The organism is Cupriavidus plantarum (assembly GCF_905397285.1).
In the GTDB taxonomy this organism is placed as follows: Bacteria; Pseudomonadota; Gammaproteobacteria; order Burkholderiales; family Burkholderiaceae; genus Cupriavidus; species Cupriavidus plantarum.
This window is the reverse complement of the sequence record NZ_CAJPUX010000003.1, coordinates 581,584-604,793: the sequence shown is the minus strand read 5'-3', so window position 1 is coordinate 604,793 and position 23,210 is coordinate 581,584. Positions and strand designations below refer to the sequence as shown.

At 62.3% G+C, this 23,210-nt stretch carries 24 protein-coding genes; 12 read left to right on the top strand and 12 right to left on the bottom strand.

Annotated elements, in window-relative coordinates; translation table 11 throughout:
- Positions 1–4 precede the first annotated feature (4 nt).
- Positions 5–415, bottom strand: coding sequence for a succinate dehydrogenase, cytochrome b556 subunit (gene sdhC, locus KHP16_RS17525; protein WP_109580506.1), 411 nt, complete (start codon positions 413–415; stop codon positions 5–7).
- A 338-nt stretch (positions 416–753) separates the two neighbouring features.
- Positions 754–1,656 carry a GntR family transcriptional regulator gene (locus KHP16_RS17520; protein ID WP_179593281.1) on the bottom strand — a complete coding sequence of 301 codons (903 nt, stop codon included), beginning with the start codon at positions 1,654–1,656 and terminating at the stop codon, positions 754–756.
- A gap of 274 nt (positions 1,657–1,930) precedes the next feature.
- Here KHP16_RS17520 and KHP16_RS17515 point away from each other — a divergent pair, with 274 nt between their 5' ends.
- The 6 genes from KHP16_RS17515 (at position 1,931) to KHP16_RS17495 (ending at position 9,288) form a co-directional block, all read left to right on the top strand.
- Positions 1,931–2,914, top strand: coding sequence for a malate dehydrogenase (locus tag KHP16_RS17515; RefSeq protein ID WP_109580504.1), 984 nt, complete (start codon positions 1,931–1,933; stop codon positions 2,912–2,914).
- A gap of 112 nt (positions 2,915–3,026) precedes the next feature.
- Complete coding sequence (locus KHP16_RS17510; protein ID WP_109580503.1) at positions 3,027–4,007, top strand: HpcH/HpaI aldolase/citrate lyase family protein; 981 nt, start codon at positions 3,027–3,029, stop codon at positions 4,005–4,007.
- 187 nt (positions 4,008–4,194) lie between these two features.
- On the top strand, positions 4,195–4,761 hold the full coding sequence (locus KHP16_RS17505) for a hypothetical protein (RefSeq protein ID WP_109580502.1): 567 nt from the start codon (positions 4,195–4,197) through the stop codon (positions 4,759–4,761).
- A gap of 172 nt (positions 4,762–4,933) precedes the next feature.
- Positions 4,934–7,639 (top strand): aconitate hydratase AcnA, encoded by a 2,706-nt coding sequence (gene acnA, locus KHP16_RS17500; RefSeq protein WP_211960748.1) that lies wholly within the window; start codon positions 4,934–4,936, stop codon positions 7,637–7,639.
- 182 nt (positions 7,640–7,821) lie between these two features.
- Positions 7,822–7,956, top strand: coding sequence for a hypothetical protein (locus KHP16_RS28545; protein ID WP_258307836.1), 135 nt, complete (start codon positions 7,822–7,824; stop codon positions 7,954–7,956).
- 129 nt (positions 7,957–8,085) lie between these two features.
- On the top strand, positions 8,086–9,288 hold the full coding sequence (locus KHP16_RS17495) for a DUF2863 family protein (protein WP_211960747.1): 1,203 nt from the start codon (positions 8,086–8,088) through the stop codon (positions 9,286–9,288).
- On the opposite strand, the gene trmB is transcribed toward KHP16_RS17495, so the two are convergent.
- Entirely contained in the window at positions 9,277–9,981 is a 705-nt protein-coding gene (gene trmB / locus KHP16_RS17490; RefSeq protein WP_211960746.1) for a tRNA (guanine(46)-N(7))-methyltransferase TrmB, read from the bottom strand. The two genes, KHP16_RS17495 and trmB, sit on opposite strands and share 12 nt — an antisense overlap.
- 107 nt (positions 9,982–10,088) lie before the next feature.
- Here trmB and KHP16_RS17485 point away from each other — a divergent pair, with 107 nt between their 5' ends.
- The gene (locus KHP16_RS17485) at positions 10,089–11,741 is read left to right on the top strand and encodes an ABC transporter substrate-binding protein (protein WP_211960745.1); all 1,653 of its coding nucleotides are present in this window, start codon (positions 10,089–10,091) and stop codon (positions 11,739–11,741) included.
- 33 nt (positions 11,742–11,774) lie between these two features.
- Here KHP16_RS17485 and KHP16_RS17480 read toward each other — a convergent pair whose 3' ends face one another.
- Positions 11,775–12,653, bottom strand: coding sequence for a class I SAM-dependent methyltransferase (locus KHP16_RS17480; RefSeq protein WP_181366070.1), 879 nt, complete (start codon positions 12,651–12,653; stop codon positions 11,775–11,777).
- 36 nt (positions 12,654–12,689) lie between these two features.
- Positions 12,690–13,451, bottom strand: a complete 762-nt coding sequence (locus tag KHP16_RS17475) for a tetratricopeptide repeat protein (protein ID WP_115952611.1) — start codon at positions 13,449–13,451, stop codon at positions 12,690–12,692.
- 213 nt (positions 13,452–13,664) lie between these two features.
- Between KHP16_RS17475 and KHP16_RS17470 the strand changes: the two genes are divergently transcribed.
- Positions 13,665–14,168: a hypothetical protein gene (locus KHP16_RS17470; protein ID WP_179593276.1), complete on the top strand. Its 504-nt coding sequence runs from the start codon at positions 13,665–13,667 to the stop codon at positions 14,166–14,168.
- Positions 14,169–14,344: 176 nt separating this feature from the next.
- Here KHP16_RS17470 and KHP16_RS17465 read toward each other — a convergent pair whose 3' ends face one another.
- A complete protein-coding gene (locus KHP16_RS17465) occupies positions 14,345–15,085 on the bottom strand; it encodes an NYN domain-containing protein (RefSeq protein WP_179593275.1) in 741 nt (246 codons plus the stop codon).
- 178 nt (positions 15,086–15,263) lie between these two features.
- Positions 15,264–15,512 carry a uracil-DNA glycosylase family protein gene (locus KHP16_RS28695; RefSeq protein WP_211960744.1) on the bottom strand — a complete coding sequence of 83 codons (249 nt, stop codon included), beginning with the start codon at positions 15,510–15,512 and terminating at the stop codon, positions 15,264–15,266.
- 359 nt (positions 15,513–15,871) lie between these two features.
- Here KHP16_RS28695 and KHP16_RS17455 point away from each other — a divergent pair, with 359 nt between their 5' ends.
- The 4 genes from KHP16_RS17455 to KHP16_RS28530 all read left to right on the top strand — a co-directional run bounded on the left by KHP16_RS17455 (position 15,872) and on the right by KHP16_RS28530 (position 17,933).
- Complete coding sequence (locus KHP16_RS17455; protein ID WP_211960743.1) at positions 15,872–16,435, top strand: YniB family protein; 564 nt, start codon at positions 15,872–15,874, stop codon at positions 16,433–16,435.
- A 268-nt stretch (positions 16,436–16,703) separates the two neighbouring features.
- On the top strand, positions 16,704–16,871 hold the full coding sequence (locus KHP16_RS28540) for a transposase (protein ID WP_280528139.1): 168 nt from the start codon (positions 16,704–16,706) through the stop codon (positions 16,869–16,871).
- A 54-nt stretch (positions 16,872–16,925) separates the two neighbouring features.
- Positions 16,926–17,093 carry a hypothetical protein gene (locus KHP16_RS28535; protein WP_280528138.1) on the top strand — a complete coding sequence of 56 codons (168 nt, stop codon included), beginning with the start codon at positions 16,926–16,928 and terminating at the stop codon, positions 17,091–17,093.
- 75 nt (positions 17,094–17,168) lie between these two features.
- Positions 17,169–17,933 (top strand): IS3 family transposase, encoded by a 765-nt coding sequence (locus tag KHP16_RS28530; RefSeq protein ID WP_280528137.1) that lies wholly within the window; start codon positions 17,169–17,171, stop codon positions 17,931–17,933.
- Between the two features lie 336 nt (positions 17,934–18,269).
- Here the strand turns inward: KHP16_RS28530 and KHP16_RS17445 are convergent, their stop codons facing one another.
- From KHP16_RS17445 to htpG, 5 genes are all read right to left on the bottom strand, one after another.
- On the bottom strand, positions 18,270–18,707 hold the full coding sequence (locus KHP16_RS17445; protein WP_211960742.1) for a hypothetical protein: 438 nt from the start codon (positions 18,705–18,707) through the stop codon (positions 18,270–18,272).
- A gap of 61 nt (positions 18,708–18,768) precedes the next feature.
- A complete protein-coding gene (locus tag KHP16_RS17440; protein ID WP_211960741.1) occupies positions 18,769–19,455 on the bottom strand; it encodes a hypothetical protein in 687 nt (228 codons plus the stop codon).
- Positions 19,456–20,110: 655 nt separating this feature from the next.
- Entirely contained in the window at positions 20,111–20,485 is a 375-nt protein-coding gene (locus tag KHP16_RS17435; RefSeq protein WP_211960740.1) for a hypothetical protein, read from the bottom strand.
- Between the two features lie 188 nt (positions 20,486–20,673).
- Positions 20,674–21,174, bottom strand: a complete 501-nt coding sequence (locus tag KHP16_RS17430) for a DNA-deoxyinosine glycosylase (protein ID WP_211960739.1) — start codon at positions 21,172–21,174, stop codon at positions 20,674–20,676.
- A gap of 50 nt (positions 21,175–21,224) precedes the next feature.
- Positions 21,225–23,126 carry a molecular chaperone HtpG gene (gene htpG, locus KHP16_RS17425; RefSeq protein WP_109580492.1) on the bottom strand — a complete coding sequence of 634 codons (1,902 nt, stop codon included), beginning with the start codon at positions 23,124–23,126 and terminating at the stop codon, positions 21,225–21,227.
- Between the last annotated feature and the right edge of the window lie 84 nt (positions 23,127–23,210).

Below are 23,210 nucleotides of genomic sequence, written 5' to 3'. Positions count from 1 at the left end.
CTCCTCAGAACAGGCCGAAAAGCTTCAGCCCGAAAATCAGGGTAAGCAGCAGGCTGACGACGAGCACGGTGATGGCAGACTTGCCGGAAGCGGGCTTGGACACGCCCACGTGCAGATCGAGCAGCAGGAAGCGGATACCGGCACAGAAGTGATGCAGGTAACCCCAGATCAGGGCCAGCACGACGAGCTTGACGAAACCGTTGGACAGCAGGCTCGAGAAGCGGGCGAAGCTGATTTCGGACGTGACGCTCGCCTCGAACAGGAAGAGAACGAACGGAAGGAGGAGGAACATCAATGCACCGCTCACGCGATGCAGGATGGATACCTTGCCGGCCCAGGGCAACCTGTATCGCGCGAGTTGCGCGACATGGATGTTCCGGAACTCCGGCCTGGCTTGTTTGACGGCTTCAGCCATGCGAGACCCCATTTGCGGTAAGAAAAGAACTGCAAAGAACGAAACTGCCATCACCCCTTGCGAATCGCCGGTCGTCGCGTCACGATGACCGGCACCCGCGCGCGGGTGCATTCATGCAAAACGGCACTGCATACATAGGAATGCACTGGGGCAAATCCACATGATTTTAGCGCCTTTGTTGCGCAGCGCACCAATAATTTTCAGCTATCACGCACCACCACGGCGTGCGCGACAATCGCACGCCACATCGCCGCGCACCAAGTTGGAACGCGGCAAATTCCGCGGCAATCCCGGATTAACGGCGTGGTCTTTCAACATTTCAGCGAGTCGGCCCACGATCAGCTCAGGTCGTTCTGATAGTAGTGGCGGGTTGTGACATACAGCGCCCGGCGGACTTCCACCGGACGGTCGCCATACGTGAACGACACCCGTTCGACCGACAACAACGGTGAGCCGGTCGCAACGGATAGCAGCGAGGCCGCCGTGTCGTCGGCGGCCACCGCGCGGATCTTCTCGGTCGCGCGGATCATGCGCGTGCCGAACTCGGCCTCGAACAGCGCGTACATCGGCCCCTTCCATTCCGTGAGCTTCTCGGCCGTCAGGCCCTTGAAGCTCGCGCCGACCAGCCAGATCTCGTCCAGCACGGTCGCTTCGCCCGAGAACGTGAGCACGCGCCGGATCTGCACCACGCTGTCGCCCGTGCGCAGGTCCAGGAGCCGCGCGATCTCCGCGGGGGCGCGCAGGCGCTTGCATTCGAGCACCCGGCTCGCGCCGTAGTGCGGCTCCCCCTCGTCCGGCACCAGCCGGAGGAAGCGGAACTTGACCACATCCTCGTGATGGGTCGTGACGAAGGTGCCCTTGCCCTGGCGGCGCGCCACCAGATTGTCGGCCGCCAGTTCGTCGATGGCCTTGCGGACCGTGCCCTGGCTCACCTTGTAGCGCGCGGCCAGCTCCATCTCGCTCGGGATCATGTCGCCCGGCTTCCACTCGCCCGACTGCAGGCTCTGCATGATGAGGGCCTTGATCTGCTGGTACAGCGGACTGAACGTGGGCGACGGCGGAACGGCCGGCGGCGCGGCGACGGGTGCGGAAACCGGGGCGGAAGCCGGGGCGGAAGCCGGAGCCGCACTGGAGGGCGCGGCCGGGGCGGACGCCGGCGTCCCGGCACCGGCAGGAGCGGCGCCAGAGTCCGGCGCGCCATTGGCGGTCGCGGCGGCCAGGGACGTGGGCAGGGTTGACATAGCCCGGATTTCACCACAAAAGCGAGAAACGCGTCCAGCAGACTATGAAATGTCTTATGTCTTATATAAGACATATTAATTGACAGGGTCCGGGCCGCCGTCCTACACTCGCGCAGCCCCGCGCCGTCGCTCTTCGCCGGTCACTCTGGTGCTCCGGTGGGATGCGGCGCGTCACATAGCAGTAGTAGACTTACGCCTTGTCGGCGGACGGCCCCCCTGCCCCCTGTGGCGATACCCCGCGGCGAACCCCTTTTCATCGTTTGGAGACTTTCTCATGGCTAAAGCCCCAATGCGCGTCGCAGTCACCGGCGCCGCTGGCCAGATCGGCTATTCCCTGCTGTTCCGCATCGCCAACGGCGACATGCTCGGCAAAGACCAGCCGGTCATCCTCCAACTGCTCGACCTTCCGCAAGCCCAGGCCGCCGTCAAGGGCGTCGTGATGGAACTGGAAGACTGCGCGTTCCCGCTGCTGGCCGGCGTCGTGATCACCGACGACCCCAAGGTTGCATTCAAGGACGCCGACGTGGCACTGCTGGTGGGCGCGCGTCCCCGCAGCAAGGGCATGGAACGCAAGGACCTGCTCGAAGCCAACGCCCAGATCTTCACCGTGCAGGGCAAGGCCCTGGACGAAGTGGCCAGCCGCGACGTCAAGGTGCTGGTGGTCGGCAACCCGGCCAACACCAACGCCTACATCGCCATGAAGTCCGCGCCGAACCTGAAGCGCGAGAACTTCACCGCGATGCTGCGCCTGGACCACAACCGCGCGCTGTCGCAGATCGCCGCCAAGACCGGCAAGCCGGTGTCGGCGATCGAGAAGCTGTTCGTGTGGGGCAACCACAGCCCGACCATGTACGCCGACTACCGCTACGCGACCGTTGACGGCAAGAACGTCAAGGAACTGATCAACGACCACGCCTGGAACAACGACGTGTTCCTGCCGACCGTTGGCAAGCGCGGCGCCGCGATCATCGAGGCGCGTGGCCTGTCGTCGGCGGCCTCGGCCGCCAACGCCGCCATCGATCACGTGCGCGACTGGGTGCTGGGTTCGAACGGCAAGTGGGTGACCATGGGCATTCCGTCGAACGGCGACTACGGTATTCCGCAAGACACGATGTTCGGCTTCCCGGTGACCACGGTCAACGGCAAGTACGAAGTGGTGAAGGGCCTCGAAGTGGACGCCTACAGCCAGGAGAAGATCAACATCACGCTCAAGGAACTCGAAGAAGAGCGTGCCGGCGTGCAGCACCTGCTGGGCTGATCGCCAGTCGCCTCCGATGACTGACCGGGGCTTCGCATCGATTCAAGGATTTCTCGAATCGGCGCGGGCCCCGGTTTTTTTGTTTTGACGGTTTCTTTTTCTTTCGATCAACGTGCATCCATCCGAGGTCTTGTTCCAGGGCGAAGCGATTCCGGTGCAACTGCCGGTCTGTGACCACTATGCCGGCAGCGAGAAGCTCATGCGCAAGTCGCTGGGCCTGCAACAAGAGCTTGGCCCCGTGTTCGACATCACGTTCGACTGCGAGGACGGCGCCGCCGTCGGACAGGAACGCGAACACGCGGCGCTCTGCGCGCAGCTGATCAACAGCCCCGAAAACGCTTTCAACCGCGTGGGCGTGCGCATCCACGACCCGGCGCACCCGTCATGGCGCGAGGACATCGACATCCTCGTGGCCGCGGCCGGTGCGCGGCTGGCCTACGTCGTGGTGCCGAAGGTGACGGACGTGGTGGAGGTGGCCCGCGTCACCGACCACGTCAACCACGCCGCGCGCACGGCCGGCATCGCGCGCCATATCCCGATCCACGTCCTCATCGAGACGCATGCCGCGCTCGAACAGGCCTTCGACATCGCCGCGCTGGTGCAGGTGGAATGTTTATCGTTCGGCCTGATGGATTTTGTTTCCGCGCATCATGGGGCAATCCCCGGCGAGGCGATGCGTTCGCCGCAGCAATTCGAGCAGCCGCTGATCCGTCGCGCGATGCTGGAGATCTCCGCCGCCTGCCATCGGCACGGCAAGGTGCCCTCGCACAACGTGAGCACGGACGTCCAGAACCCGCAGCGCGCCGGCGACGATGCGCTGCGCGCGCGCACGGAATTCGGATACCTGCGCAAATGGAGCATCCATCCGGGCCAGATCGCCCCGATCGTCGCGGCTTTCCGGCCCAGCGACGCGGAGATCGGCGCGGCCAGCGAAATCCTGCTTGCCGCGCACCGCAACAACTGGGCGCCGATCCGCCATGAAGGGCAGTTGCACGACCGGGCGAGCTATCGCTATTACTGGTCGCTGCTCCAGCGCGCGCAGGCGACCGGTACCGCCCTGCCCGCCCCGGCCGCCGAGCTGTTCTTCGCGTGATCCGGCACCGCTGCCGCGCACATGCGAAGGGCGATGTGATCCGAATCTGTGCAATTGTGTAACCATCCCATGATGTACTACGCCGACCTATGCAAATCGTAGAGAATAGCGGCGGAAAGTCACTGCCACTCCCCGCGCCCCATCGATTCAGCGGTCTACTATTTTGATATCCGAAAAGGAACCAGCAATGAAACACCTCGTGCTCGCAGCCTGCATTGGCGCCATGACCCTGACCGCCGGTGCGGCGCTGGCTCAGGAACCCGCCAAGAAACCGGCCGCGACCAAGAAAGCGCCCGCCAAGAAGTCCGCCAAGAAAGCGACCCCGGTCGCCGAAGTGCCCGCGACGCCGAACGGCGAAAAGTGGCAATGCGAACTGGGCCATGCGATCTACATCTCCGGCGACATGCGCCGCGACGAAGTCATCGTCGTGAACTGGGAAGCCAAGGAATACCGCCTGCCCCGTCAGGCTACCGTGACCGGCGCCGACCGTTACTTCGACGCCCGCAGCGGCCTCGACCTCGTCGTGATCCCGAGCAAGGCCATGCTGTTCAACAAGAACCTGGGCCAGCGCCTGGCCGACGAATGCCAGAACGCCGACATGCAGGCCGGTGGCGCGGCGCCGACCGTCGCCGGCGCGCTGCGCGCCCCGGTGGCCACGCCGCTGCTGGCGGCTCCGGCCGCCGCGCCGGCCCCCGCCCCGCAGCCGGAAGCCCAGGCTCAGCCGGCGACCCTGCAAGCCGCACCGAAGCCATAAACGCCGTACCGCAGTACCCGCAATACGATGTGTTGCTGCGTGGCGGAGTTTCTTCGCCTCGCGCACAATGTCTGCTGTGACGATGGGCGCCGGATGACGAACCTCCGGCGCCCATCGGGGTCTTTGAAGAACAAGAAGCCGAAGTACCCGAGTCATTCATTGGAGTCAGGCAATGCCCCACAATCTCAAAAATACCCTGAAGTCGTTCAAGATCGGCCGCAACGGTAGCGGTCAGTTCTATTCCCTGCCGCAGCTCGGCAAGGAGCTCGGCGTGGCGATCGAGCGCCTGCCTGTGTCGATTCGGCTCGTGCTCGAGTCCGTGCTGCGCAATTGCGACGGCAAGAAGGTGACCGAGGAACACGTGCGGCAACTGGCTCACTGGCAGCCCAACGCCGACCGCGCGGACGAGATCCCGTTCGTCGTGGCCCGCGTGGTGCTGCAGGATTTCACGGGCGTGCCGCTGCTCGCCGACCTCGCCGCCATGCGTAACGTGGCCGAGAAGATGGGCAAGAACCCCAAGAAGATCGAGCCGCTGGTGCCGGTGGACCTCGTGGTCGACCACTCGGTGCAGATCGACCACTTCCGCGAGAAGAAGGCGCTCGACCTGAACATGCAGCTCGAGTTCCAGCGCAACAACGAGCGCTACCAATTCATGAAGTGGGGCATGCAGGCGTTCGACACGTTCGGCGTGGTGCAGCCCGGCTTCGGCATCGTCCACCAGGTCAACCTCGAGTATCTGGCGCGCGGCGTGCACAAGAAGGGCGATGTCTATTATCCGGACACGCTCGTGGGCACCGACTCCCACACGACCATGATCAACGGCATCGGCGTGGTGGGCTGGGGCGTGGGCGGCATCGAGGCCGAGGCCGGCATGCTGGGCCAGCCCGTGTATTTCCTGACGCCGGACGTCGTGGGCGTGGAGCTCAAGGGCCGCCTGCGCGAAGGCGTGACCGCCACCGACCTCGTGCTGACGATCACCGAAATGCTGCGCCGCGAGAAGGTCGTCGGCAAGTTCGTCGAGTTCTATGGCGAAGGCACCGCGAACATCGCCGTGCCGGACCGCGCGACCATCGGCAACATGGCGCCCGAATACGGCGCGACCATGGGCTTCTTCCCGGTGGACGAGAAGACCATCGACTACTTCAAGGGCACAGGCCGCACGGACGAGGAAATCGCCGCGTTCGAAGGCTACTTCCGCGCACAGGAACTGTTCGGCGTGGCCGGCCCGGGCGAGATCGACTACAGCGTGAACCTGACGCTGGACCTGGGCAGCGTGGCGCCGTCGCTGGCGGGCCCGAAGCGTCCGCAGGACCGTATCGAGATCGGCCACGTCAAGAACACCTTTGCCTCGCTGTTCACGAAGCCCGTCTCCGAGAACGGTTTCAACAAGAAGGCCGAGGAACTGACCGCGCAGTACGAGACCTCCGATGGCATTCCCGTGAAGAACGGCGACGTGCTGATCGCCGCCATCACCTCTTGCACGAACACGTCCAACCCGAGCGTGTTGCTGGCCGCCGGCCTGCTGGCCAAGAAGGCCGTGGAAGCCGGCCTGACCGTCGCGCCGCACATCAAGACGTCGCTGGCCCCGGGCAGCCGCGTGGTAACCGAATACCTGACCAAGACCAAGCTGCTGCCGTACCTCGAGCAGCTCGGCTTCGGCGTCACGGCCTATGGCTGCACGACCTGCATCGGCAACGCGGGCGACCTGAGCGCGCCGCTGAACGAGGCCATCGTCGAGAACGACCTCGTGGCCGCGGCCGTGTTGTCCGGAAACCGTAACTTCGAAGCACGGATCCACCCGAACATCCGCGCCAACTTCCTGGCCTCGCCGCCGCTGGTGGTCGCCTACGCGATCGCGGGCACGATGACGCGCGACCTGATGACCGAGCCCGTGGGCAAGGGCAAGGATGGCCAGGATGTATGGCTCGGCGACATCTGGCCGACCTCGGAAGAGATCCACGGCCTGCTGAAGTTCGCGCTGGATGCCAAGGTCTTCAAGAACAACTACGGCAAGGTCAAGGACCCTAGCCCGCTGTGGGCCAAGATCAAGGGCACGACGGGCCAGGTCTACGACTGGCCGGACTCGACCTACATCGCCGAGCCGCCGTTCTTCCAGGACTTCGACATCGAGCCGAAGGCGGCCAGCGCCAGCGTGCGCGGCGCGCGCGCGCTGGGCGTGTTCGGGGACTCCGTGACGACCGACCATATCTCGCCGGCCGGCTCGATCAAGGACACCTCACCCGCGGGCAAATACCTGCTGTCGCACGGCGTACTGAAGGCCGACTTCAACAGCTACGGTTCGCGCCGCGGCAACCACGAGGTGATGATGCGTGGCACGTTCGCCAACGTGCGCATCAAGAACCTGATGATCCCGCCGAAGGAAGACGGTTCGCGCGTGGAAGGCGGCATCACGCTGCACCAGCCGACGGGCGATGAAATGTCGATCTACGACGCCGCGATGAAGTACATCGCCGAGGGCACGCCCACGGTGGTATTCGGCGGCGAAGAGTACGGCACGGGTTCGTCGCGCGACTGGGCGGCGAAGGGGACGCAGCTGCTGGGCGTGAAGGCTGTGATCGCGCGCAGCTTCGAGCGGATCCACCGTTCGAATCTCGTCGGCATGGGCGTGCTGCCGCTGCAGTTCAAGGGCACGGACAGCGCGCAGTCGCTCGGCATCATCGGCAACGAGACGTTCGATATCGAAGGCATCGAGGGCGAACTGAAGCCGCAGCAGGATGTGGTGCTGGTGATCCATCGGGCCAATGGCGACACGCAGCGCGTGCCGGTGCTGCTGCGCATCGACACCCCGATCGAGGTGGACTATTACAACCACGGCGGCATCCTGCCGTTCGTGCTGCGTCAGCTGCTGGCGGCCTGATCGGTCTGCATCGACCGCTGAAACGGCTGAAAATCCCCTTCTCCGGGGCCTGCGACGGGCCCCGGGAAGGGGATTTTTCTTAAGGGATTTCCCCGAGGCTTCGCGGTGCACCGCGTAAGTTCCACGCAAGCCCGCCCTGCCAGACTGCTTCCTGCCAACATAACGATTAGCCAGGAGACAGCATGGTCAAGATTGTGATCGCCTTCGTCGTCGTCGCGGGCGCCGCGCTCTATTTGCTCACGAAGGGCGGAGACGACGTGTCCATCGCCGGCGAACAGCACGGCACCGAGACCCACGCGCCCGCCACGCAGAAATAATCGCGCCGGCTGCCATGGTGCGGCCGCTTCCCGGACCGCCCAATGCACGGGAGGTCCGATGTGAGGCCTTCTTTTATCAACGCAGCGAGTAGAATACCGTTTTACGCAAAAAACAGACGGTTTCTATCTATGGCAGGTTTTCGTCCCAAGGCTTCCCCCCGACTCTCGCCCGACGCCGAACGGCTCGTGGCCGATGCACTGGCGCTCGACGCCTCGGGCAGCCGCATGGAGGACGGCTATTGGGAGCGCCGTCTCTCTCAGCGCCTCGGGCGGCTGTTGAAGAACGGCAGCCAGACCGCGCTCGACGCGGCGCTCGAACACCTGTTCAAGCACAATGCCGATGCCTCGGACGTGCTCGCGGAACAGGCCGAGACGCTGGCGGAGTCCGCCACGTTCGAGGCGGACGGCGTGCGCTACGACGCGCTGCTGGTCGCCGCGCCGATCCTGGCGCACACCCGTTACGCGATTCCCTCGGGCGCGCTCAAGAGCGACGTGGCGCAGACACTGTCCGTGCATCTGCAAGCCCATGTACTGGCCAATGGCACCAAGGTCGCGCTGTCGCCGTATCTCTACAGCATCGACCAGCTGCCGCGCACGCATAGCGACACCTTCGCGCTCACGCACAAGCTGGCCGCCGCCGCGCTGGCCGGCACCGTGCCGAAGGTAGATCTGCGCGACCTGCCGGAGACCGCACCGATCCTCGCCGATCCGCGCTACCTGCTGGCCGTGGTCGTGGCCCCGCACGAAGGCGCCCTGTTCCGCTGGCAGGAAGACGCCAAGGAACACCATGCCGAGCGTTCGGTCTGCCTCGAGCAATGGCGCACGCAGGTGCAACCGTCGGTAGCGATGATGCTGCCGGGTTGCGAATTCGAGCTGCTGCTGCCCGATGCGTTCTTCCTCTCCTGCCGCGAATCCGACAAGAGCATCCGTCCGCTGACCGTGCGCGCGGCCGTCAACTACCTGAGCGGCACGCTTGACATGCCCGCCGGCCAGCTGGCCGCGGTGGTGGCGTCGTTCGGCGAGGAAATGGTCGAGGAATACCGCGTCGGCTTCACGGTTCGTGGCGAGAAGGACGTGATCTACGGCATCGTGTGGCCGGTGTATGGCCGCGAGGCTGGCGAAGTGGATGCCGAGGAAAAGGGCAATCCGCTCGAGCAGATCTGCGAGGAACTGCGCAACGCGGGCGTGGAAGACATCTTCCGCCATGCCGCCCTGTTCGATCCCGAGTATTGCGAGGACTGCGGCACGCCCCTCTATGCCGATCGCTCTGGCGAGATCGTACATGCGGAGCTGCCCGAAGACGCGCCGACGCAGCAGCCGTTATTTCACTGAGGCACGCGTTGGGATGCTCACGCAGCGCCACAGATCGTGGCCTGATGCGCCGTACTTGCGCTCGAACGGCGTCATCGGAACGGTGGGCAGCCACGGTTCCGTGACCGCCGGGCGGCCCACCATCTCCAGCGCGGCCGCGAACTCGTCGATATAGATCTTCCAGTTGCTGCGGCATTCGAGATAATCGCCCAGCGCCGCCAGCGCGGGAAACACCGCGTGCCCTTGCCAGCGCCGCCCCAGATGCCCGATCTTCGGCCATGGATTGGGATACAGCACGTAGTGGCGCGCCACGGGCACCGCATCGTCCACGAGCATGCGCCAGACGTCGACGAGATCGGCGCGCGCCCAGTGGAAGTTTTTCGGCATCTCCCCTTCCCACCAGTCCTTGCCCGCGGTGAGTCGCTTCTCCGATTGATCGACGCCGATCACGAAGTGGTCGGGAAACGCTTGCGCCAGGCGCAGCGTGCTCTCGCCGACACCGCATCCGGCATCGAGGATCAGCGGCACCTTGCCGCCTCCGCCGCCCCCACCTCCCGCGCCGCGCCAGGCGGCGAGCGCTTCGTCCAGGGCATGACGGCTGGCATCGCCGATCGGCTTGCGGAACGGTTCGGCGAGGTGGCGTTGGACGCGCGCGGCCAGATGATCGTGGATATCGGTCTGCGCGGAAGCGATGGTGCGGGAGTTGGCGAACATGGGTGCGGATTTTACCGGCATCCGGGGCGGGCGAATCCGCGTCCGATCTCGCACCGATGTAAGTTTGGCGGCACAATGCCGTGTTGACGACCGCAGAGGAGCTTCCGATGACCATCCACCAACGCGTCTACGACCGGGCCCGCGCGAATGCCGGCCAGCCCGCAAGCCTTTCGCGCCGCGCATGGCTGCGGCTCGGCGCCGCGGCATCGTTCGCGCTGGGCACCGCGGCGTTGACCCTTGCGCCCGCGCATGCGGCGAGGGCCGAGGACCTGCGCGTGGGCCTCGCCGCCGACGTCACCTCGATGGACCCGCAATGGAACAACGCGGGCCCGAACAATGCGATCGCGCTACACGTGTTTGAATCGCTCGTGTTCATGGACAAGAACGCGCGGTACATTCCGGGCCTCGCGCTCTCGTGGAAGCCGATCAATCCCACCACGTGGGAGATCAAGCTGCGGCCCAACGTGAAATGGCATGACGGCTCGCCATTCACGAGCGCCGATGTGAAGGCGTCGCTGGAACGTCCGGAGAAACTCGTCAACAGTCCCGGCACCTTCACGAGCTACACCAAGCCGATCAAGCAGATCGACACGCCCGATGCGCTCACGGTGCGGTTGACGATGAGCGTGCAGAACTACGCGAACCTCGCCAACGATCTGAACAGCGTGCCCATCATGCCGAAGGCGGTAGCCGCCACGCTGACTCAGGCGGACTTCGACTCGGGCAAGGCGATGATCGGCACGGGTCCGTTCAAGTTCGTGCGCTTTGCGCGCGGGCAGGAAATCGTGATGCAGCGGAACCCCGATTACTGGGGACCGAAGGTCGACTGGGATCGCGTGACCTTTCGCATCCTGACCGACAACGGCGCGCGTACGGCTGCCCTGCTGTCGGGCGACGTGGACGTCATCGAATCGGTGCCGGCCGCGGACGTGGCGCGGCTCAAGAAGGATGCGAAATACCGTATCGAGCAGCAGGTATCGTGGCGCACGATCTTCTGGCAGATGGACCAGTCGCGCGACAACCCGCCGTTCGTCACGGACAAGGCTGGCAAGCCGTTGGGCAAGAACCCGTTCAAGGATGCGCGCGTGCGGGCGGCGATCAGCAAGGCGATCAATCGCGATGCGATCGTCAATCGGATCATGGAGGGGCTGGCCGTTCCCGCATCGTCGATCGTGTCGCCGCAGATCTTTGGGCATCCCGGGACCAAGCCGGAGGCCTACGATGCCGAAGGCGCGAAGAAGCTGCTGGCCGCGGCCGGGTATCCGAACGGTTTCGGGCTGACGCTGCATGCGACGAACAACCGCTATCTGAACGACAACGCGGTGGCGCAGGCCACGGCCGCGATGCTCACGCGCATCGGCATTCAGACGAAGGTGGAGACGATGCCCGTGGCGGCGTATTTCACGCGCGCGCGGCAGGGCGAGTTCTCGTTCCAGATGCTGGGCTGGGGCTCGGCGGCGGCGGACGTGGCACTACGCTCCATCACGGGGACGCCTAACCCGCAGACGGGGTTCGGGACATGGAACTGGGGCAAGTACAGCAATCCGCAACTGGACAAGCTGATCGAGACCTCGTTGACCACGGTGAGCAGCGACAAGGCCCGCGAGGAGAACGCGCGGGCGGCAGCCAGGTTCGCGCTCGATGACCACGCGATCATTCCTTCGCATAGCCAGCTGGCGATGTGGGCGATGCGGAAGGGGGTTCGGTACGAAGCGCGCACAGACGAATGGTCGCTGGCGCAGTTCTTCCACAAGGAGTGAGGAAGGGGGGCCCATCGCGGGCGCCCTCCCCGCTTAAATCACCAACCGCCCTTCCTGCCGCGCATTCGCTTCGCGCAGCTTCTTGACCCAATCCTTCGCCGGCAGTTTGGTCGTGGCCTCCACCACCGCTGCCCGCGCCTCGATCGTGTCCCACGACACATCGATCCGAGGGCCGTTGAAGGCCATGGCGATGATGTTGCCGTCATGCACCTCGGGGAACACGAGCACCCGGTTGTCGAACGCGTCGCAAATCCGCACGATATTCTTGGGGAAGCTTTCGTGGTCCCCGAACAGGTTGATCGTCATCACGCCCGGCGCCTTCAGCACGCGCCGGCACGCGTTGTAGAACGCGGTGGTGTCGAGCACGGGACCGCGCGCCGTGGCGTCGTAGAGATCCACCTGCAGCGCATCGATGCTGGCGGTATTCGCGCCGTCCATCACGAAGTCCCACGCATCCTGCTCGCGCACCGTCAATCGCGCGTCGTCCTCGCGGAGCCCGAACATGCTGCGGCCGGCAATGATCACGGCGGGGTTCAGCTCGACCGCCGTCACCTTCGCCTTTCCAAAATACCGATGGCAGAACTTGGTCAGGGCCGCGGCGCCGAGCCCGAGTTGCGCCACATGGAAGCCTTCCGCCGATGGCGACTGGAACAGCAGCCATGCCATCATCTGCTGCGCATATTCAAGCTCGATGGCATCGGGCTTGCGCAGGCGCATCGCGCCCTGCACCCATTCGGTCCCGAAATGCAGATAGCGCACGCCATCCATCTCGGAAAACGTCACCGGCGCAAAGCGCGGCGTCATGCGGGATTCGTCGTCGAAGCCGTGACCGGATTGACGGGACTCGCGGTTGCCCCGCGCCGGACGGCGGGAGGCCACCGCCTCGATCGATTTGCGTTTCAGAAGCGTCATATTGCGGAGAAAAGCGCCAACGGCGCGTGGAATCATTTAGCCCAGCGCCGCCTGCGCGCGCTGCAGCCATTCGCGATTGTGCTCGCGGGCATGACGCGGCCAATGGCGCGCGTCGTGGACGATCTCGGTGTATAGAGACTTCGCGCGCTCGCGATCTGCCGCATCGGGCTGCCCGGCGAGCCAGTCGGCATACAGGCAACGCGCCGCCACATCGCTCGCGCTCGTCAGCGCCTGCTCGAACGCGGCGCGCGTGCCGTCGGCACCGAGCACGGCGAGCGTGCGCGCATACAGCAGCGTGGGATCCGATTGCTCGCGCGAGATCGGATTGACCTCGAACAACCGCTCCAGCGTCTGCCGCGCCGCGGCGTGATCGCCCGTCGCGAACTGCGCGCGGCCGAGCCCCAGCAGCAACGCGGGGTCGGACGCAAACGGCCCATTGGCGGCTGCCTGATAGTGTTCGAGCGCCTCGGCGGCGTTTCCGGCGTCGAGCAGCGCCGCGCCCAGACGCATCCGGGCGTCGACAGTCGGCGCCCGATCGAACGCGTCGCGCGCCTCGCGCACGGCCCGGTTCGGATCGACGATCTGCCGAATCGCGCGGCCAGCCGCCCGCGCGCCGCGCGTCTGGCGCAGGCCCGGCAGGTAGATCGCAAAGAAATACACGATGCTGCCGAGGCCGGGGAAGATGAACAGCAACAGCAGCCAGTACATGTTCTGGTGGGTCCGCACCGCATGCACGGCGAAGAAGATCGCCACGATGACATGCAGGCCGATACCACCGAAGCCGAGGTAAGAAGACATGAATCGATCCGAATCGGTTTAGCGCGCGGCGCGCCACGGAATACCTCACGGAATACCCGAAAGCGGCGCCACGGACGCGATTGTGACAGATGCGGGCGCGAGGCAGCCTCCCAGACGCCCGGCCCCTGCATTGGAGCATCGGCTCGTCACTAAAGTTTGGGCAATTTGCTGCCGTTCTCCATGTCAGGCTCTTTTTCCGACAGGACAACAACAATGAACGGCCTCTCCGGCACCAGCCTCGCCAACATCACGCCGCAGGTAATCACCCCGCGCGACACCATCTCCGCCCGGCAGGCGGAAAAGTCAGCGCCCACTGCGGACGCGGATTCCACCGCCCAGACCACGAGTTCGGCCGGCACCACCACCAACGAAGCCGACCACAGCACGCGCATCCAGGGCCCCTCCCTCTCCGGCAACGCCACCTCGGCAGGCGGCGCGGCGCAGAGCGACGAAGAAAGCAGCGACTCGGTCGCGATCAAAACGATCAAGGAACAGATCGCGCAGATCCAGAAGCAACTGGCGGTGGTACAGCAGCAGATCCAGAGCATCCAGTCGAGCAACACCGACGACCGCACCAAAGCGGCCCAACTGGGCGGCCTTCAGGCGCAGGCGAACACGCTGCAAGGCGCACTGCAGGCAGCCATGGGCAAGCTGGCGGAAGCGATTCAGGAGGAAAGCGGCAGCTTGGTGGGGAACAACGTCGATACGACGGCGTGATTGGTGTCCTGACGCGACATAGTGTCATTACCGCGGTGGGATAACCGCGGTGGCATCACCCCGGCGCCAAAGCGTGGCGCCCACGCTGCGCCTCACCCCAGCGCCTCTCGTGGACCCCGCGCGCGGCGCGAAGGCTGCTTAAGGGGTGCCCATGCGACGTGCCAGGACGCGCTCCGCTAGACGACCAAATCGACTGCAGGCTGGAGTATCGCCTTGGGTTGCTTCGGACGCGGCCGTGGGCAAGTAGACCGCAGACCATCGATGTGCTCCTGCAAACTCTCGGAAATCTGGGCCCACATCGGGTCCAGAACGAAATCGATGCCCTCGCGACGCGCCTGTTTAGCGGACGGAACAAAGTCGGCATCGCCAGCAAGTAGGACGATTTGATCTACCTGCCGCTTGAACGCCAGCGAAGACACATCGACACCGATGCGCATGTCCACGCCCTTCTGCCGAACGTTCGGGATGACGTCATGCTCGGTCAATTCCTCCAGCTTAAGCTTCCCCTTCAGCATGTCGGTAATCCTGTCCTGCTTGATCGTCCACTGAACATGCGTCGATAGATGTCCAAGGCGAAGCGCCACCTTGCGCATCGAGCGGAGACGCCTGTGCAACTCCAGACGAAACTGCGCTTCATCCGATCTTGAGAAATCAACGACGCGCTTCGTTATTGGATTGTGCAACTTGTTGATCAGCGGCGGACAGTCATAGAAGAAGATCCGATACAGCTCGCGCCGAGACTGCTGAGTAGCATCCTTGCGATCCCCGCTATGACCCGCCGCCTTTGGACTCAGGTGCGCGCAAGCCCAACGAAACGCACAATCCGCAGCACGGCCAGCATCCATCGCGTTCTGGGGTTCGATGGCTCGAAAACGCTTGATGAAGTATCCGCCGTCAATGAGGATGGCCGTCGGCATAGTCCCTCTCAAGTGTTGGACGCACAAATGAAAACGCCCCAGGGGTCGGCTCGTCCGGGATGAGTGGGACGGCTTACTGCCAGGGGCGGGATGCGATGAATTGTACTGAAGCCGGCGCCGCGAGAGCAAGTCCCTTGGGCACGCTACGTCGCCGAAGATCCATAGAATCGTAGAACCGCTATCGAGGAGCCACCAGCCAATCCCGGAGTTGCCGCCATGCCGTCAGCTTCTGCGCATACGCCACCGTATAAGCCGGGCTGCTCGAAGGGAGTTTGACGATATGGTGGCGGTCGCCATGCGTGGCGAGTGCCTTCATGCCGATGCGTTCGGCCGTGCCGCCGTTGAACGCGATGGCCTTCAGATTCGGTAACGAGGCGATCAAGCCAAGGAGGGCGTTGCCTGCATGGTCGCGGATATTGCTGTCCAAACTACTCTCGCATTTGGCTTCCGCTACGACGTCCCTTAGACCCAATGGTGGGCGAGCCGCGCCTCAAACGCTCGTCGTACGGTATCGACACGAGGTCTTGCGCGATGACCTCGGCAATCGGGCGCCAGAACCTGTTGGCGTTTTGGTCAATTCGACGCCCCGACCGCGAATCAGGTATCTAGTACTTTAAGAGCCCAGAGACCAGTTGGCGGGTCACGTCCTTCACGACAACAGGGCTATCATACAGAACCAGTTTCCCTTTTCAAGAGGAAGCGTGCTTAGCATCTTGTGTTCAAGGCTTGAGCGGCGACGAGCGGGGAAGAAGCTGTTAGCCTGTTTGAGATAGGTCGCACTCACTAATGAAGATCATTGAAGCAAAGAAGCGCGTAATAAACCTCCGTATCGCCGGACTCATCCTCTTGGTTGGCTCGCTCGCGCTATTCGTCGTCGCGGCACTAAAAACCCTTTATTTCGCGATGTCGGAAGATCGGACCGCGCTCTCCGCGATCAGCCTTGCAGTGCAACACCTTATCTACCTCACTTATGAAAAGACACAGTTTGCCGGGTTGGCTTGGGAAATAGCTCCAGCCGTCAACCCACGAGATTTCAACACGGCAGGCAATTTTGGCTTCCTCCTCATTGTTCTTGCTGGGGCTATCGGTCGAACGATGCTGGACAGCGCCTCCCATCTTTCATCAAGAATCGCCAAAACTATTCAGCGCGTCGAGGAATTCGAATGGGAGCAATCACTCTCGGCGCAACAAGGTATGGTGCTTGGTAGCAAGCCGGATGTAATGCAGATCAATATCGAACTGGATCAAAAGGATCAGTGGTATAAGCGCCCCATCGGCCTCATCTTGCTGGGGGTAGCAATTACAGTTCTCGGTCAGTTTGCAAATCTCAAATTCGGGCTTGTGACGTAGCCTTTGAGGATAGTAGTCCCCCATAAACTGATCACAACAGAATCGCCTGATCTGAGTCAATCTTACCGGGTTGCCTTCCACATACTGTTCTGTCATGGCGGTCGAAGTTTGGCCCAACCAGGGTCGGGACCGCCTTGATGTCAATACTCTTCTCAATCCACATTATGGCGAACGTTCTACGACCCGAGTGGTTGAGTGGAGCAGCCCCCCCTGAATCGCCGGACACAGTCACCCATTTACAATAGCGGATAGGCATACGATTGTGTTTATGACTAAAACGAAGCAGGAATTGGTGGAAGTGTTGACGGGGCCGGAGCGCCAGCGGCGGTTGTCGCCCGAAGAGAAGCTTGCGATGGTGCGCGAGAGCTGCGAGCCAGGCAAGACGGTATCGATGGTTGCGCGTCAGCATGGCTTCAATCCCAATCAGCTCTTCTAATGGCGCAAGCTGCATCAGGACGGTAGTCTGTCTGCAGTCAGCGCTGGCGAGGAAGTGGTACCTGCTTCCGAACTGGGCGATGCGCTCAAGCAGATACGAGAGCTGCAGCGCCTGCTGGGCAAGAAGACCATGGAGAACGAGATTCTCCGCGAGGCGGTGGAGGTGATGAAGTCGCGAAAATGGATTGCGCGCTCACCCCCATTGCCCGGGTACGACCTGTGAAGCGGGTCTGTGAAGTCCTCGGTGTAGCGCGCTCGAATGTGGCAGAGAAGGTGGCTCGTCCTGCCGACTGCCAGGATGGACGCGCCGCGAGAAGAACCGACGACGCAGGGCTGCGTCGAAGAGATCCGCGATGCGGTGGCACATCTGCCCAGTTGCGGCTATCGGCGGGTCTGGGGCGTATTGCGCCGCAAGCGCGAGGGCCACGGTGCGCCGCCGGTGAACGTGAAGCGCGTCTACCGGATCATGCGTATTCATGGATTGCTGCTGCAGCGCAGATCGATTCGACCTAGGCCTCGACGACGACACGACGGTAAGGTCGCTGTGGATAAGACGAATCAGCGTTGGTGTTCCGACGGATTTCAGTTCCGCTGCGACAACGGTGAGCCACTTCGCGTGACGTTCGCTTTGGACTGCTGCGACCGCGAGGCCATGAGCTGGGCGGCAACTAACGGTGGGCATAGTGGAGACGTGGTCCGCGACGTGATGCTGGCTGCCGTTGAGAGTCGCTTCGGCAACGCTATGAGAGCTCCAGCGGAAATCGAATGGCCAACTGACAACGGCTCGGGCTACACGGCCGATAAGACCAAGGCGTTTGCGTCGGCGATCGGCTTAAAGCCGTTGACCACGCCGGTCCGCAGTCCGCAGAGCAACGGAATGGCCGACAGCTTCGTGAAGACTATGAAGCGCGACTACGTCGCGTTCATGCCAAAGCCTGATGCGCAAACGGCGGCTCGCAACATGGCAATCGCCTTTGAGCACTACAACGAGCAGCACCCCCATAGCGCGCTGAATTATCGCTCCCCGCGGGAGTTCAGTCTTGCAATGGCCTTATCAATTTAACGGTGTGACCGTGTCCGGGGATACGGGGGCAAATCCATTGAGCGCACTGTGAAATCGAGCCTGACCGTACTAGCGATGGAAGAGCTCGACCTACTTAGGAAGCCGAGCCCCATAATCTTGGCAGCTTGTCGCCATTGTGACTTCGGCGGAGACCAACCAACGCGTCCTCGCGGAAGGCAAGCGTATCGACTATCCGAAGACGAAGGGAAACTCAGCAAAGCATCCACTGCGTAGCTTATGGGCCAACAGCTCGGCGCGTTCGGCTCTACCTTCGTCATGCGTAGCGAGATCCAAATAGGAGTTCGCTCCGGCGTGCTTCGCGTAGATAATCCAATCTCATGTAAGCCCCCTCACGGCCCTTTCCTCATAACCACCCACAATGAGGCGGTGCATCAAGTCGTTTATCCACTGGATCGGATCTTCGCCGTGTTTCTGGGCTACGTCGAGAATCATCCGATCGAGATCTCTATTCCCGCCTCCGATGAGATCCCACCGTACTCCGATGTTCTTTAACAGATGGCGGCTAGAAGAAAAATGCTTGTGCCAAAATGGCTGAAGGTGTGGACCCTTAAAGGGTGATTCAGGCTTCGTTCGAGATATCGGGCGTATGCCTTCAAGGTAATCGAGTTCGTCCAGCACAGCAAATGGATCGAAGTAGCGGTCGGTTCGGTCCAGCAGCCTCACAGCCATCGCAATACTTATCCGCGCTGCATAGGGCCGTCCACGAGTCGCCTCGGATTTGAATTCGAAGACTTCCGCAGCAGTGAGGCTCATCTTAACTATCCGTTCTTCCATTCAATTGGCCCGCCTTGATCAAACGCCCCCCCTATAGGGATTACTCGAAGGCGTAGGAATAGGATGCGAAGTTAGGCATTCTGAAAATACCTCCACCGATTGTCAGATCGTGATGATTCACAAGCTCAGGGTGTGCGGCAATGTGCTTGTGCAATCTATCCGTGTATTCGGAGTTTTGGGCGTCCCGCATATCTGTGTGGAACGACATCAATGGCCGGTCATTCTCTAAGGTAAGCAGTGCGGTGATATGCCCGAGATCAGAACCTAGAGTTGCCGCCAACCTCGATTGCTCTAGAAGCGCCAGCGACATCGGCGACAGCTCACGAATGAGGTCATATGCTCGGCGCCTCAATCGCGTTCCCCAAATCGTAACGGCACCATCAAGTAATACTTCCCATATCGGCTCCGGAAAGAATGGACATGGCTCGCCGCCCCAATACCGGTCTATCCCGTGCCCCCATTCGGAGTTGCGCGCTTCATACTCACGAAGCATCCAGGTTATCCAGTTCGCATCTACACGCGTCTTGTTTGGCGCCGCAGAGACTCCTACATCGGTGAGATTTTCATGATTGATATGTCCGCCCCATCCCTCGGTTGCAGCTAACGCAGATTCCGGCGTGTCGAAAACATAAAGACCAGTGATACGTGACACCCTATCGGGAAAAGTAGCCGCCCTTGCATTCTCCAACTCTTGCTCAAACTTCAATCGCTCCCAGCTCCTGCTCATGAGCATTCTCGCAGCCGTCACTGAAACGGCGGAAACGAATCCCCCGCACTTATTCCTCTGCACCAACTTTTGACTTATTAGTACTCCGCGGTAGGTGTTCCAAGCGACGATCGGATCATCAACGTCTAAGTACATGAACCCCTCAAACTTCATGGCGACTATCCTTGTTTCTATGGAAGAAATCCATTCTGCCAGTATGGAGTTCGAAGGGACACAAAGTATGTTGCTGCCCCTGGTCTCCAGCTCTAGCCGTCAAGTCTCCGCCCGGGACGGCCGGGCGGAGAGACCCAACGGATTAACGCAGGAGCGGCCGCCCGGCCGTCCCTGCGTTACCCTGCCCCTGGGTGTACATTTTTTTAGGCTCGCGCGGAAATATTCTGTTCGTTTGTTAAGAACAATCCACCACAAAACCGCAATGGGTACTCTCCAAAGCCGCTCCTTGGGTAACAGTGCGCCTGATGCCGTTCCGCTGATGTGCGACGAAATAGCATGTTTTCCAATCAGACTTAAGAGGTGGCTGCAAAAAAAACTCTACGTGGCTACCGTCGAAACCACCCGCCTTGAACTGACCACGCAATACTTCGATCTCGTCTGACGCGAGCATGCGGCCACCGGGGAACAGGTCAAGTCGGTGGCACAACATTCTGCACCTCACTCAGCATCTGGAATCGCAGCCGCAGCTTTCATGGAGGCCGGTTTTCTTGGATTCGAGCTGCTCTATTCGCTGGCTCAGCATGTCAAGCGACGCCTGTTCGTCCCGAGCGGCATTCGACGAAATCTGGATTTCGCTTTGCGGAGCAAGTCGCTGCTTCTTTGAGTCGCTAAGCTGAGCCGCCCAACCCGCAATCTCCCGATAAGGATCGGCCAATCGCCGCCAGTTTCGATATCCGTCAATAGATTTCTTGATCCCGGCCTGCATCTTTTCGACGACGGCCTTGCGGGCATCTAGACTGACCAGCCTCGGTCGCACCTCGTTGTCACCGGATGCGTCCCCACGGGCTCGACGACGATCCAGTTCAAGCGTGAACATAATGAACTCAGGTTCGAGCCGCCGGATGTTGTAAGAAACAACGACGCAACCGGTCTACTGGAACGCGTTGGAGTCGTGGAGAAATGGTTGCCCCGCGATCTCCGCGCAGAGGCTACGGAGAAGGTGTATAGGCAAAGTAACCTCTTCCAGTCGGCAGTCCGTCCCGAGGGTGCGAAGCTACAGTCGCGTCACGCGGCAAGACACGCACGCAAGCGAAGCCATTCCGACAGCTTCGCCTGATAGGGCACCGCCGCGTAAGCGGGACTACTGGACGGCAACCGCATGACCCTATAGCGCTCCGTCAGCGACCCGAGCGCGCGCGTGCCGATCTTCTCCGCGGTGCCGCCATTGAACGCAACCACTTCCAGATTCGGTAATGTCTCGATTAATGCAATCAGATCATTGCTAGCATGATTGCGAATGCTGCTGTCCAGACTGCCTGTGCGCTGCGCTTCCGCTACGACATCCCAAAGCCCGATGCGATGCTGTAAGAGCGTCTGAAGGCGACTTGCGTACTCCATGTTGACGAGATCGCGTTCGAGGATCTCGCCCACCAGATGCCAGAAGCGGTTTTGCTTGTGCGCGTAATACTGGCTCTGCGCAAGCGAGACCTCGCCCGGCAGGCTGCCGAGGATGAGGACGCGGGTGTTGGCGTCTACGACCGGGGGAAAGCAGCGCTTGGTGGTCACGTGGTCGCGTTGCAACCCCTCTCCCCGACGAGGGAGAGGGGATCAAACCCTTAGGCCAGCAAACGATTCACCCGTTGCACATAAGCCGCCGGATCGTCCAGCATGCCGCCTTCCGCCAGCAGTGCCTGATCGAACAGCACCCGCACGCGGTCGCCGAAGGCGTCGCCATCCGGGATGTCGCGCAGTTTCTTCACCAGCGCGTGCTCGGGGTTCAATTCGAGGATCGGCTGGGCGTCCGGGGCCTTTTGGCCAGCTTGCTTCAGCAGGCGTTGCAGGTAGCCGCTCATGTCGCCGTCATCGGACACGAGGCACGAGGCCGATTCGGTCAGGCGCAGGGTCACCCGTACGTCCTTGGCCTTGCCTTCCAGCACGGTCTTCGCGCGGTCGACCACTTCCTTCCATTCGGTTTCGGCCTTCTCCTGCTCGGCCTTCTCTTCTGCATCGGCCAGCGTGCCGAGGTCCAGATCGCCGCGTGCCACGGAGACGAGTTCCTTGCCGTCGAAGTCGCGCAGGAACGACAGCATCCACTCGTCCACGCGCTCCGTCAGCAGCAGGACCTCGATGCCCTTCTTGCGGAAGACCTCGAGGTGCGGGCTCGACTTCGCGGCCGCCCACGTGTCGGCGGTGACGTAGTAGATCTTGTCCTGCCCTTCCTTCATGCGGCCGACGTACGCAGCAAGCGACACCGACTGCTCCGCGGTGTCCGCGTGCGTCGACGCAAAGCGCAGCAGTTTGGCGATGCGCTCGGCGTTCGCATGATCCTCGCCCACGCCCTCCTTCAGCACCTGACCGAACTGCTCCCAGAAGGTCGTGTACTTGGCGCGATCGGCTTCGTCTTCGCTGTCCGCCAGCGACTCCAGCATCGACAGCACGCGCTTCGTGCAGCCCTCGCGAATCGCCTTCACGTCGCGCGATTCCTGCAGCAGTTCGCGCGACACGTTCAGCGGCAGATCGGCGGAGTCCACCACGCCCTTGACGAAGCGCAGGTACGCCGGCAGCAGCTGGTCCGCATCGTCCATGATGAACACGCGCTTCACGTACAGCTTCAGTCCAGCCTTGTGATTGCGATCGAACAGATCGAACGGCGCGCGCGCGGGGATGTACAGCAGTTGGGTATATTCGCTGCGGCCTTCCACACGGTTGTGCGTCCACGTCAGCGGCGCCTGATTGTCATGCGACAGGTGCTGGTAGAACGCCTGATATTGCTCGTCGGTGATATCGCTCTTGTTGCGCGTCCAGAGCGCGCTCGCCTGGTTCACGCTTTCCCACTCGCCCGTGGCCTTGTGAGTGCTCGACTCCGCGTCCCACTCTTCCTTGGGCATGCGGATCGGCAGCGAGATATGGTCCGAGTACTTCTGGATGATATGGCGCAGGCGATACGACGACAGGAAGTCGTCCTCGCCTTCACGCAGATGCAGCGTGATGGTGGTGCCGCGCTCGGCGCGCGAAATCGCGTCAATGGTGAACTCGCCATCGCCCGTGCTTTCCCAGCGGACGGCCTCGTCCGCGCCAAGACCCGCGCGGCGCGTTTCCACCGTGACCTTGTCGGCAACGATAAACGCCGAATAGAAGCCCACGCCAAACTGGCCGATCAGCGCGGCGTCCTTCTGCTGGTCGCCCGATAACTGCTGGAAGAATTCCTTGGTGCCCGAACGCGCGATCGTGCCGAGGTTGCGGATGGCCTCGTCGCGGCTCATGCCGATACCGTTGTCGGTGATCTTCAGCGTGCGGGTCGCGGCGTCGGCTTCGATCCTGATGGCCAGGTCGGCATCGTTCTCGAGCAGCGACGGATTGGCGATGGCCTCGAAACGCAGTTTGTCGGTGGCGTCGGAGGCGTTGGATACCAGCTCGCGCAGGAAAATTTCCTTGTTGCTGTACAGCGAGTGGATCATCAGGTGCAGCAGTTGCTTCACTTCCGCCTGGAAGCTCATCGTCTCGTGCGGCGCGGTCATGGTTCTCCTCTTGAAAACGAAACAATCGACAGGTCAATGCCCCGGCCGGTCAAAGCGGCGCGGGGTCGATGTGCGGTGAAATAG